Source organism: Methanobrevibacter olleyae (assembly GCF_900114585.1).
GTDB lineage: Archaea > Methanobacteriota > Methanobacteria > Methanobacteriales > Methanobacteriaceae > Methanobrevibacter > Methanobrevibacter olleyae.
Window position 1 is genome coordinate 1 of sequence record NZ_FOTL01000006.1, and the last position, 12,522, is coordinate 12,522.

At 26.4% G+C, this 12,522-nt stretch carries 11 protein-coding genes; 5 read left to right on the forward strand and 6 right to left on the reverse strand.

From position 1 onward, the window contains the following. Window positions 1-199, reverse strand: a 199-nt coding sequence (locus tag BM020_RS02680; RefSeq protein ID WP_143743939.1) for a hypothetical protein, incomplete at its 3' end; no start/stop codon positions are given. A gap of 448 nt (window positions 200-647) precedes the next feature. Between BM020_RS02680 and BM020_RS02685 the strand changes: the two genes are divergently transcribed. Beyond that, window positions 648-2,876, forward strand: coding sequence for a phage holin family protein (locus BM020_RS02685; protein ID WP_067148330.1), 2,229 nt, complete (start codon window positions 648-650; stop codon window positions 2,874-2,876). 70 nt (window positions 2,877-2,946) lie between these two features. Here the strand turns inward: BM020_RS02685 and BM020_RS02690 are convergent, their stop codons facing one another. The 4 genes from BM020_RS02690 to BM020_RS09715 form a co-directional block, all read right to left on the reverse strand. Beyond that, a complete protein-coding gene (locus BM020_RS02690; RefSeq protein WP_234970503.1) occupies window positions 2,947-4,287 on the reverse strand; it encodes a magnesium transporter in 1,341 nt (446 codons plus the stop codon). 117 nt (window positions 4,288-4,404) lie between these two features. Continuing rightward, window positions 4,405-5,013 carry a potassium channel family protein gene (locus BM020_RS02695; protein ID WP_067149166.1) on the reverse strand — a complete coding sequence of 203 codons (609 nt, stop codon included), beginning with the start codon at window positions 5,011-5,013 and terminating at the stop codon, window positions 4,405-4,407. Window positions 5,014-5,113: 100 nt separating this feature from the next. Beyond that, a complete protein-coding gene (locus tag BM020_RS02700; RefSeq protein ID WP_067148327.1) occupies window positions 5,114-6,235 on the reverse strand; it encodes a cysteine-rich small domain-containing protein in 1,122 nt (373 codons plus the stop codon). 115 nt (window positions 6,236-6,350) lie between these two features. Further along, complete coding sequence (locus BM020_RS09715) at window positions 6,351-7,193, reverse strand: hypothetical protein (RefSeq protein WP_074798109.1); 843 nt, start codon at window positions 7,191-7,193, stop codon at window positions 6,351-6,353. A gap of 395 nt (window positions 7,194-7,588) precedes the next feature. Between BM020_RS09715 and BM020_RS02710 the strand changes: the two genes are divergently transcribed. The 4 genes from BM020_RS02710 (at window position 7,589) to BM020_RS02725 (ending at window position 11,044) form a co-directional block, all read left to right on the forward strand. Continuing rightward, window positions 7,589-9,268: a DNA-directed DNA polymerase II small subunit gene (locus BM020_RS02710; RefSeq protein WP_067148321.1), complete on the forward strand. Its 1,680-nt coding sequence runs from the start codon at window positions 7,589-7,591 to the stop codon at window positions 9,266-9,268. A gap of 85 nt (window positions 9,269-9,353) precedes the next feature. Next, on the forward strand, window positions 9,354-9,935 hold the full coding sequence (locus tag BM020_RS02715) for a class II aldolase/adducin family protein (RefSeq protein ID WP_067148318.1): 582 nt from the start codon (window positions 9,354-9,356) through the stop codon (window positions 9,933-9,935). Window positions 9,936-9,985: 50 nt separating this feature from the next. Beyond that, window positions 9,986-10,477, forward strand: a complete 492-nt coding sequence (gene tsaA / locus BM020_RS02720) for a tRNA (N6-threonylcarbamoyladenosine(37)-N6)-methyltransferase TrmO (protein ID WP_067148315.1) — start codon at window positions 9,986-9,988, stop codon at window positions 10,475-10,477. Window positions 10,478-10,789: 312 nt separating this feature from the next. Next, window positions 10,790-11,044: a stationary phase-response protein gene (locus tag BM020_RS02725; RefSeq protein ID WP_067148312.1), complete on the forward strand. Its 255-nt coding sequence runs from the start codon at window positions 10,790-10,792 to the stop codon at window positions 11,042-11,044. A 388-nt stretch (window positions 11,045-11,432) separates the two neighbouring features. On the opposite strand, the gene BM020_RS02730 is transcribed toward BM020_RS02725, so the two are convergent. Further along, window positions 11,433-12,458, reverse strand: coding sequence for a cobalamin biosynthesis protein (locus BM020_RS02730; protein ID WP_067148309.1), 1,026 nt, complete (start codon window positions 12,456-12,458; stop codon window positions 11,433-11,435). Between the last annotated feature and the right edge of the window lie 64 nt (window positions 12,459-12,522).

Sequence of the window (12,522 nt, forward strand, 5' to 3'; positions counted from 1 at the left end):
GACATCTAGCATAATTCATCCTAAAATAAGGAACATCCTTTTTAAAAATTAAATCAAAAGATTTAAAAACTTCACGACAAGAATTAAATAATCTTACAAAATGAGGATTTGAAAGAACAAAATCATCATTAAAATCGCAAAATATATATTGTTCAACATCTAAAATACTATTTGGAGCAATTGTTTTTTGTTTTATCATGAAAAAAACTTTGCTCCAACTCTTTATTAAATTTTACTATTTTTAAATAAAAATCAAACAATTTTTTAAGAAAAAATTCTAAAAACCACTACTTTTTATTAAAAAAATTTTCAAATCAACAAAGTTTTTGAAAGAGCCCAAAATATTTAAAATATATCTTTAATTATATAAATATTTAGGCATCAAATATTTTAAATTGTTTATATAATCTAAGTTATAGAAAATAAAATTCATACTAATATCTTAATTTAAAAAAATAGTTATAATACTTAATTAATTTAACTATAAAAGATTTTATTTTAAAATGAGGTTAAATATAAGATATATTGTAAATATTTATAAATTTAAGATAATATTTATAAATTTAAAAATCAATATAAGATAAAATAAATAAGCTCTAAAAAACATATAAAATAATGATTTTAAAAAATAAAAATCAGGTTTTATTATGACAAATACAATAAGAGAAGATATAAAGCAAATTATTAAGTTTAGTATTTACTTAATTTTAGAAGTTAGTATTTTCTTTCTCATTACCAAAACTATTGGTGGAATAAGAATACCTAATTTTGAAACTGCCTTTATAATCATAATATTATTATCCTTAGTAAATGCAATATTATGGCCTATTTTAAGCTATTTTTCTCTTAGATTTATTGTATTAACCCTTGGTTTTGGAACCTTTTTAATAGACGGAATGCTATTATACATCATCAGTTTATTTATTCCAAATGTTTATATCGAAGGAATATCATTATTTTCCATTCCACTTCTTATTGGATTAATATCTTCTCTAGTTTCACTTATACTAAACATCGATGATGATGCAAGTTACTATCATATTATTTTAGAAAAAGAAATGAAAGTGATTCATAGTAAATCTGCTGGTAAAGAAGGTTTTATATTTTTAGAAATAGATGGTTTATCTTATTCTACCTTAAAAAAAGCATTAGATAATGAAGATATGCCTACATTATCCAGATGGCTAGAAGAAACCCATAAATTAACAGAATGGGAAACAGATCTTTCAAGTCAAACATCTTCATCACAGGCAGGAATACTTCATGGAAATAACAACAATATTCCAGCATTTCGTTGGGTGGAAAAATCAAATAATAATCGGATAATTTCATCTAATGGAATAGATAACTCTAAGCTAATAGAAAAAAGGATTTCAAATGGAAAAGGCCTACTTTCCAATAATGGAGCAAGTCGAAGCAATTTATTTTCAGGTGATGCAAAAGACCATATATTAACATTTAGTAAATTTTACAATTCCTCAAGTATAAAATCAAATAGTTGGTACTATCTATACTCTAAGCCTTATGTAATTACAAGAATTCTAATATTATTTATATTTGATATTATTATGGAATTATTATCAAGAATTAGACATTTATTTAAAAATATTCAGCCTCGTATTAAATGGAGAGGTTTAGCTTACTATATTGCACGTGCTGGTTCTAATGTATTTATGAGAGAAGCTACAACCTTTACTATAATTGGGGATATTTTTGCAGGACAGTACAATGTAATTTATGCAACATATATGGGTTATGATGAAATAGCTCATCACTCTGGTGTTGAAGATTATGATGCATTTTATGCACTTAGACAAATTGATAAACAATTTAAGCGTTTAGAAAAGGCAATAGAAAAATCTAATAGAGATTATAAAATAATTGTCTTATCAGATCACGGCCAATCTAAAGGATTTACATTTAAAGAAAAATTTGGCATAAGCCTAAATGACTTAGTTAAAGATTTATTACCTAAAAATATTTCAATACATAGTATTTTACACTCTAATGATGACCATTTTAGAGAAAAATATTCCCTAAAACCATATGTTGAAGAAAACATTGAAAAGATAGATAAAAGGATTACTAATAGAATAGATAACACAAAAGAAAAAATAGACAATACTATAGATAACACATTTGAAAGAATAGACAATAATATAGATATTAACTTTTCTAATTCATGGGATAGAATTGTTGATTTAAAAAATAAGGCTAAAGATTCAGAATATTTTGAAAAATTAAGAAGTGAAAATGGATTTTTAAATAGTGATGAGCCATTTTCAGTGAGATTAAATAATATTTCAAATGAATTAAATCTAAATATTAAATTTTCAAATAAAACTACAGTTAGTGATGATATTGCACAAACAATAGTACTTTCATCAGGAAATTTAGGATTGATTTATTTTACAGATTGGTCTAGTAGAATGACATATGAACAGATAGAAGATGCATTTCCTAGACTCTTAAATGGATTAGCCCATCATGAAGGAATAGGTTTCATCATGGTAAAATCTGATATATATGATACAATAGTTTTATCAAATGATGATGTCTTTTACTTAGATAGAGAAGAATATTATGGAAATCATTTTCTTGATAAATTTGGAAAAAATATAATTAAAAAACTTAAAAGAACAGATAAATTTGGACATGTTCCAGATATTTTAGTAAATAGTGAATATGATATGGATAATGATGAAGTATATGCTTTTGAGGAATTGATTGGAAGCCATGGAGGAGCTGGGGGTAATCAACAATACCCATTTATCTTATATCCTAATAGCTGGAATTTAGAAGAAGAGATATTAGGGGCTGAAAATGTCTATAAATTCTTTAAAAGAGAAATAGAAAAGTCATGGGATGAAAAATAAATATTAAATATAAAAACAATATTAACTTCAAATCAAAGTCTAGACCCAACGATTAAAAACTATATTAACTTCAAATCACAGCCAACAGACCTAATGATACTAAAATCAGTATTAAAGTAGATATGGAATCTGTTAGACTTGTAGATAATGGAATAACAATATTATCTGGGTCAAGCCCTCTTCTATATGAAATTGTAGATATATAAAATACTACAAGTAACATTATTAAAATTAAAATCAAACCTGCTATAAAGCTTATCAATAGAGAATTAAGGTATCCGACACCAATATTATGGAAAGCTAAAGTAGAAGATTCAGCTAAAAACCCAATTAAAGGATACATTACAATTGATAAAGTAATAATAGCTATAAAATTTTCCATAGTATGTTTTTTAGGTCTAAGTACAGGATCTATTAAACCAGAATGAAGACCAGAGGATAATCTTGCACCTAAGATACTTACTAAGCCACCACTTTCACCAGAGAACAATGGAACTAAGGTTAATAATGTTTGATTTTTAAGTAAAGTGCTAAGTGAATTATTTAATATTCCACCTGCAACTGTTCCTAAAATAGAACATAAGAAGAGTACTGGAGTAGATTGCCTTACAATATTTCTAACTTCATTATCAGAAGTATAAGCTGAAACTAAAGAGACTAGAGTTATTAAAATCACTACAATAAATAAAACAATCTTAACAATCGGATTAAAGCCAAGGAAGTTTACAATTAAAACACTTAAGATAATTGCAGGTAATGTAAAAAAGTCTCCAACTGCTGCAATAAATGGTGTTGTAACATTGTCTGGATCCCAACCACCTTCAAAGCTCTTAAGAGAAATAAACATAGTAATTGGAAGCATGATAATTGTTGATGCTAAACCTGCTATAAATGAAATTAAGACAAAGTCATAAACACTAATACTAGGGAACTTAAATATTATACAAATTACTTTAGCAATAACTGCAAGTAAAACAGAAAGTACCATTGTTAAAATTAAAGAAGCAGTAATATTTTCATCTAAAATATCTGATCTTTTAAATTCAGGAGATAAAGTACCAATGTGAAGGTGAGTACTTAACCTTGAGCCAAAAGATCCAAAAATATTACCTCTCATGCCAATAGCCCCTGGAATAATTACCATAAGGCCAGGATAGGTTTTTAAAAAGAAATCCATATTTCCTAAAATAATACCTGCAGATAAATCACCAACAGCACATATAGAAAGAGCTATTAAACTTTCTTTTAAAACAGAATCAGTGTCAGCTAAAAACTCTCTAATATTGCTTACTAAGCGTGCAGGTAGTGAAACTATGAATTTTATACCATTGAATAAAAATAGAATAAAATTAACAACTAATGTGACGGAAGAGTCCCCAAATTGACGTATCATCTTCAATAGATTTTTCAATTGGTTCACCTCCCATCATCATAGTAGCCACATCCATACATATTAAATTAAATAGAATTTAAAAAATTTTATAAAATATTTAAATTAGTTTTAAAAATTAATAATTAAAATTTATGATTAATCATCATCAATAAATTCTTCAATGTTTCCTAAATCTTCTAGATTAATTTCTCCATCTGCTAATTTTTCAATAATTTCAGTACCAGTTTCAGATCCTTTAGCTATTAAAACATCCCCTGCAAGGATAACAGTATTTTTATCTGGACCATAAATCCAAGAATCTCCACGCCTAATAGAAATAATTCTCATACCAGTACGGTTAAGTAATAATAATTCTCCTAAAGAATTATTTACTAAAACTGAATTTTCATAAACTTTAAAGCGAACGATATTCTTTTCTGATTCTTCCATTACCATTTTAAAAACAGGGTGTGGTTCAAATCCTTTTAAAGTCAAGTCAGCTAAATCCTTTGCTGCATTTCCCATAGATTCAGCAGCTTCTGCAATTTCAAGTAAAGTAGTTAATTTTTCTGCATCTTCAAGTGAACGAGCAGCTACAAGAGATTGCTTTTTAATTTCATAGTTCATACTGTTAAGTCTATTTTCAAGAGTAATTACTTCATCTGCTGCAGCTTTATTATTAAATAAAACAGCAGAATAAGCTAAATCAACCATTAATTCCGACATATCTTTCATTTCAATTAAAATATCTTTAACACTTGGCATTTTAAAACCTTCTTTAATTTTAATATGAATAAACAAGTATAATTTTAAATTATTTATTATTCTTTTTTTAGTTTTGAATAAAACCTTCATTTATCAATAGCTATTTTAAAGTCTTTAAAAGACATCTCCGTCTTAATTTTAATAATTCAATATGTTTATTTTTTAAATCATCAACATCTTCTAGTATATCATCAAGTCCTTCCCTAATATATTGACATGGTTTTTCTAGATGGATCCAATCACAGTTTTGACAGCTCCAAACACCTTTATCTTTAATCCACAGCCCACCAGTTATACCATCGGCACATGGATAGAAAGGACAATAACAGAAATCACATGCCTCTAATGATTTATGGCATGGTAGATAATCACAGTCATAATCAAGACCTTTAGGACTTTCACCATTTAAATACTTTTCAAAAAACTCCATATTGTATGAAATAAACTTTGGTTCAACTATATAATCAGAGGAAGTAATCATATAATCATCAATTTGATAAGTTAATTTATTTCCAATAATTAAAGTTGAATTTTCTTCTAGTTTTCCTTCATCAATATCTTTAAATTGGCAAATTTCATATGAATCCCTATTTACAATTCCAACTAATAATTCATTATTAAAATTAGTTATAATTTCTTTCAATTTCTTAAAGTTATGAAACTTATCTTCATTATTGATAAGATTTAATTTGTCAATTAGATTATGTATAAATAAAACTAAATTATTTTCTATAGCTAAATTAATCTTATTTTCTAGCTCTGTTGAAGATACAATTGGATTATTTAAATTAATAGCTACAAAATCATTTAATGGAGCTCCTAAAATAGATGCTGTATAATCAATTGGAGAAACTCCTGGATAAATTTTTAATTTAACATCATGATATTTTGAACTGATTTGAATTAAAAGATTAGATATAGCTTGAATATTTGAATCATTAGAGCAAATTAATGTTAGATTATTATCAAAAGATTTGCTAATAGATAATTCTATTTTAGAATAAGATTGCTCGAGTTTAGAATAAATAGATTCATTAGAATCTGAAGAAGCTGAGTCACTTTCTTCTATAGTTGAAATAATTTCTTTATCCTTTAAAAAATAATCCAACTCAGTTAAATCTAAATTATCATAATTCATTATAATATCAGAGTCTCTAATAGCTTCTAATGCATTTAAAGTAATGTTTCCAATATCAGACCCAATGTAAATAAGATTAATCATCATATCACCTTTTTAAAAAGGATTTTAATAAGATTTATAATTTTTGTATTTTTTAAAATATTAACCAAAATAATAAATTTAATGAATATCGTATTTAAAAACAATGATTAAATAATTATATTTTGATTAAGGAGAATAAAGGTACTATTAAGTCACTTGTAGCTGCACTAGAGGAACCACCAGAAGAAGACCCACCACCAGAACCACTAGAAGAGGAACCACCAGAAGAACCACCAGAGGAACCACCAGAAGAAGACCCGCCACTAGAGGAACCAGAGGAACCACCAGAAGAAGACCCGCCACTAGAGGAACCAGAGGAAGAACTTCCACTAGAACCACTAGAACTTGAACTACTTGAACTAGAACTTGAATGTTTAGAACGTGACTTATATTTAGAGCTGGAACTTGACTTATATGAAGAGTTAGTATCATCATCAAGGATAGAATATTTATTATTATCGTCAGCATCAAATATTTTTAAAATTGAATCAACTTTTAAAGTATCTAAATCAACTTCAATACCATTAATAGTATGTTTTGCAAGACCTGTAACTATGATTTTATAATCAGGCTCTCCATTAATTATAATAGAGCCAGATTTACCTTGAGGTTTTGAATATCCAAAAGCTGTTACTGTAACATTGAATTCATCATTATCAGTATCTTCAACTGTTGTAATAGTCATGTTTTCTACATTTACACCATCAACATCGGCTATCTCTGATACTTTATCAGCTAATTCATACCTATTAGTTACATTGATTTGGTCTGGATCTTTAATAAGTAAGTTACCAATATTTTCACTACTAAATATTGAAGTAACAGTACTAATTTGCATATTTATTAATTCTCCTGGATCAGGAACTTCTCCAGTTGCTAAAGTGTAAGAACTGAAAAGTCCTATTTCAAAAAATACAAAAAATAGCAATATTATAAGTATGATTCTTGATATTTTCATTTTTTTATCCCTTTTTGAATTAATTTTTCCGAATATGATTGTATTTTCTTTTTCAAATCATTTCGACGATTTTCAATTTTTCTTAAAATTTTTCTTATAGATATCTATAGATAACATCTTTTATTTAAATTAATAAAATTTATATTTGATAAAAATATTATAGTTAATATCTTATAATAATATTGTTTATATTATTTATGTATAATAAAATTATCGAAAAATAGCAATATATAGATTATTTTATTAACTAATAAATAAATAATATATGTATAAAGTTTTAATTGAAAATAATTATTCGAATATGATGGAACTATTTCAAAACTAGTAAAAAAATAACTAGAAAAAAGAAAAAAAGTTAAATACTGGTAAAAATAGCTAAAAAAAGAGATGATAAAGTGTTTGCTGAAATTCTAATTAAATTTGCAAGGAAAGGTATAATTTTATCTCCAGAGGCATATAATATAATTAAAAACTCTGAAAATCCTATAAATTTAAGTTCAGATATTATTTTAAAGTTAAAAAGCGGAAATTACCCTAAAGATATAGTTCCAGTAGATCTAAAAACATTAGAAACTATTGAAGGTATCAGTTTAAATATAAAATCTGCAAATAAAATCATGAAACAGGCACCACAAGACAAACAAAAAACAATAGAAAAAAAACAAACACCACAAGAAAAAACAGAAATAAAAAAACCAAAAACAATAGAAAAAAAACAAACACCACAAGAAGATATAAAAGTTAAAAATCCTGCTTATGCTATTGAGCATGTAGTTAAAATTGAAGATACAGCTGTTTCAGAAGATGCTATATCAAAATACAAACGTAATTTAACTGAATCTAAAGTTAATTTTGATAAATTTAAAGTGCTTAAAGATACAAGTAATAAATCTTATACAAGTGGAGAAATTGGAAACTTAATAGAATATTTCCAAAATAGATATAAAAAATTATCTGGAATCCTATCTAAAAGACCGGAACTTAGAACTTGGCAGAAAATCAATGAAATCACTGATAATCAAACTGATTTAAACTTAATTGTAATGATTACAGAAATCAGAACCACAAAAAATGGCCATTATTTAATTGAAGTAGAAGATGAAACCGGTTCTATACCTATTCTTGTAAGTAAAGATAATGATGAATTAATTAGAGCTACTAAAAACCTTATGAAAGATGAGGTTATTGGAATAATTGCTCAAAAAAGACAGGGAAATGAACTTGCAATATGTCAAAACATTATAGATCCTGGTGTTCCAAGAATGCCTAGAAAAGAAGTTGACTTTGCTACAGTATTTACATCAGATATTCATATTGGCAGTGTAACATTCCTAGAAGAGGCATTTGTTAAATTTACTAGATGGTTAAATGGTGATTTTGGTAATGAACAACAAAGAGAAATGGCTAATAATGTTAAATATATGATTGTTGGCGGAGACATCGTAGATGGTATTGGTGTTTATCCAAATCAAGATAAAGAATTAGCTATTAAAGATATTACAGCTCAATATGATGAAGCTGCTCGCTTGCTTGGTGATATTAGAAGTGATATTAAAATCATCATCACTCCTGGAAACCACGATGCATCAAGAGTTGCAGAGCCTCAACCTGCAGTACCTGAAAAATATGCTAAATCATTATATCAATTAAATAATGCAGAGTTCCTATCTAATCCAAGTATAGTAAGTCTAGATGGTTTAGAAGTATTAATTTACCATGGAAGAGGTATAGATGATATGGTAATGGGTTCTAATGACTTTTCACATGAACGTAACGACCTTGTTATGAAAGAGTTTTTAAATAAAAGGCATTTGGCTCCATTATACGGTGAAAGGACTCCTCTTGCTTCAGAACTTGAAGATCATTTAGTTATTGATAGAGTTCCAGATGTTTTACACACAGGACATGTTCATATTAATACTTATAAAAATTATAAGGGAATTCATTGTATTAACTCTGGTACTTTCCAGACCCAAACAGAGTTCCAGAAAATTTATAATATTGTACCAACTCCTGCAGAGGTTCCTATCATTGATGTAGGTGGCAATTATAAACAATTGAAATTTATAGATTAATCTAGATAGTATTCATTTAAAATAATTTATTATTTAATAATTTAATAAATTAAATTAGTTTTTATATCGTTTAAAGGATGATAAAATGGAAAAAGAAATTGTAAAATCCCTTGTAGAAATGTCAGCTTATGTATTTGAAAGAGGATTAGTTTCAGGTAAAGCTGGAAATCTTAGTGGAAGATTTAAAGGTGAATCTGGTGATATAGTAGCTATTACTCCAACACTTAAATCACTTGCTGATTTGTCTGAGGAAGATATTGTTTTAGTTGATGAAAATGGTAAAAATTTAACAAAGGGAAAGCCCTCTTCTGAACTAGCTATGCATTTAGCTATCTATAGGGAAAAGCCAGATGTTTTTGGAATTGTACACACTCACTCACCTTATGCAACTGGATTTTCATTTTCAAATAAAAAAATCAAGCGTCTTGAAGGTTTTGGAGCTATAAAGTCTAAATATTTAAAAGAGATTGAATATTTTAAACCAGGTAGTGTAGAATTAGCTGAACATGCTGCAGAAGCTTTAAAGACCGAAGATGCAATTGTTTTAAAAAATCATGGTGTTATAGCAACTGGAGAAACTGTAAAAGAAGCAGCTACACTAGTTGAATTTGTTGAAGAAATAGCTAAAACACAATTTGTAAGTCATCTTTTAAATTCTATTGAATAGATTTTAAATCGTTATAAAGATTTATATATATCAAAACCCAATATGATAGTATGAAAATTGAATTTGATAATATTGGAACAATTCATTCCCCATTTAAAGAACTTGAGGGTATGCCTATTCAACCAACTGGTGCAAAAGGCATTAAAGGAACAATATATCTTAAAGATGAATATAAAGCAGGATTAAAAGATATTGATGGTTTTTCACATCTCATATTAATATATCACTTACATAAAACAAAGGGAAATGCTATTGAAGTAAAACCATTTATGGATAATAATACACGTGGTGTCTTTGCAACAAGATCTCCTAAAAGGCCTAATAACATTGGAATGAGTACTGTAAAATTAGATAAAGTAGAGGAGGGTATTTTACATATTTCTAATGTAGATATTCTTGATGGAACTCCACTTCTTGATATTAAACCATATGTTCCACAGTTATTCCAAGACACTTTAGTAGATGACATTAAAATAGGATGGTTTGAAACTAAACACCAAAAAGCTAAAAATCAGAAAGCAGATGATAGATTTTTTAAATAAATATATCATCAATTCTTTTTTTTATGAATCGTTTAAATGTTTTATATACTACGAATTAAATGAAAATAACTAAAATATAATCTTTTTAAATAAGAATAGCTAAAATAATAAGAAATCCCTTAAAATAAGATTATATCGGTTAAAACATTTATCATTCAATGAAAGTATTTCTTAAAATACGAACAATATACATTAAATATATATACTTTGAAGATTATAATACTTAATGTTATATAACTATTTACTATTTTTGAAACTAATTTTACTTATTTTGATAATTTTTCAAAAATTGATGAATAGGGAGGAATTATTATGACTAATGGAACTTTTGAAGAAGTATCTGAAATTTTAAAACATATTATGGAAAATCCAAGTGTACCACGTAATATCAGAAGAGCTGCAGATGAATCTTTTGCTACTTTAAATGATGAAAGTGAAGATGTTACTGTTAGAGCTAGTGCTGTTATTTTGAAATTAGATGAAATTAGTAATGATCCTAATATCCCAGTTCATGCAAGAACCTTAATTTGGGAAATTTTGTCTAAATTAGAAGCTGGTTCAGCTTAACTAAGCTTCCAAGAAGCTTTAAAAACTTTAATCAAAGCTCTTTTTCTTTTATTTTTAATAAAACCCCATATCTATACTATTTTTTATCTCTTTTTATTCTTTATTAAGTATTTTTTTTTAAAAATTATACTAAAATGAAATATGCTATTTTTTAATTAATGAATATGACAATTTCTCAACTGCTAGTTAGAGGAAATTAAATATTACTTCTAGAAAAGTTTGGATATAATTTTAAAACTCTCTATAATATCTATAAACTTATATAGGAAATTTAGACATTAATTTCAAATGTAAAATTAAATAATCTCCTATTTACTTTTTTTATAGTTATTTAAATCCCTCTTTAAATAAAAGATCAAAATTTAAGTTCTGATTCTATAGTTAATATTTAAATCTTTAGAAGAATCAAATCCATAAATACGAAAAAGAAAAAGATTGTAGTTAAAAATATAGTAAACCTGGTTATATCAACCGCTTTATCGATACATTCTACCTTTAATGGATGAATATTATCACCTAAAGTATAAACTCCTTCTTTTTCAAGTTGAATATTTAATGCACCTGCTACAGTTGCCATTGTATAACCTGAATTAGGACTATCACAATTTCTAGCATCTCTTCTCATAATAAAATTAGCTCCTCTCCAATTAAGGCCTAAAATTCCAGAAGAAATAACTATCAATATTCCAGATATTCTTGCAGGTATATAATTTAAGGCATCATCTAAAATAGCAGGTATATAGCCAATATTATAAAGTTCATCACTTTTATATCCAAGCATAGAATCCATAGTATCAACTGCTCTGTGGATTAATGCTGCAAGTATTGCAAGGATAATAACATTAAAGTCATTCAATCCTAAAAGACTTGCTATTATACCAACTATTGAATAATAAAATATTGTAGAAACATAAGAATCAGGTATATTCTCAGTTAACGTTTCAATAACTGCAGATATAATGTGTTCTTTGCTTAATTCATTAGTTTTTCTACTTACTAAATAACTAAGAGATTTACGTGCCTTATTTAAATTATTATTTTTTAAGTCTTTTCTAAGATTGCTAGCTGAATCTAACAATAATTTTACAGAAAATGTAGAAGATAATAATAAAACAGCAATAATCTTAAATAAATAAATCATTCCATCATTAAGGTATAATAAATGCTTTATTAATAACAATGGCACTAAAACAATTAAAGATGAAGTTAATATTATAGATATTGATATTAAAAGCCCAGATAATTTATTGTTTATATTGATAAAATACTTTTTAAAAAAGTTTATTAAATTTCCAATCCATACAACAGGATGTATCTCAACTGGAAATTCAGCTATTAACAAATCAATTGCTATTGCAAATAATAAAGTTGTAAGTAACATATAAATTGAATTTGAATAAATTTCACTTATCATTAAAATTAAATATATTAGCCAACTATATATAATTTATTGATAAGTAAAAAAAAATTAATTAAAA

Excerpts from the sequence above, each read along its gene's own strand:
- BM020_RS02700 (WP_067148327.1), bottom strand. The coding sequence starts at position 6,235 with ATGATTAATCTTATTTACATTGGGTCTGATATTGGAAACATTACTTTA.
- BM020_RS02730 (WP_067148309.1), bottom strand. The coding sequence starts at position 12,458 with ATGATAAGTGAAATTTATTCAAATTCAATTTATATGTTACTTACAACT.
- BM020_RS09715 (WP_074798109.1), bottom strand. The coding sequence starts at position 7,193 with ATGAAAATATCAAGAATCATACTTATAATATTGCTATTTTTTGTATTT.
- BM020_RS02715 (WP_067148318.1), top strand. The coding sequence starts at position 9,354 with ATGGAAAAAGAAATTGTAAAATCCCTTGTAGAAATGTCAGCTTATGTA.
- BM020_RS02725 (WP_067148312.1), top strand. The coding sequence starts at position 10,790 with ATGACTAATGGAACTTTTGAAGAAGTATCTGAAATTTTAAAACATATT.
- BM020_RS02695 (WP_067149166.1), bottom strand. The coding sequence starts at position 5,013 with ATGCCAAGTGTTAAAGATATTTTAATTGAAATGAAAGATATGTCGGAA.
- BM020_RS02685 (WP_067148330.1), top strand. The coding sequence starts at position 648 with ATGACAAATACAATAAGAGAAGATATAAAGCAAATTATTAAGTTTAGT.
- tsaA (WP_067148315.1), top strand. The coding sequence starts at position 9,986 with ATGAAAATTGAATTTGATAATATTGGAACAATTCATTCCCCATTTAAA.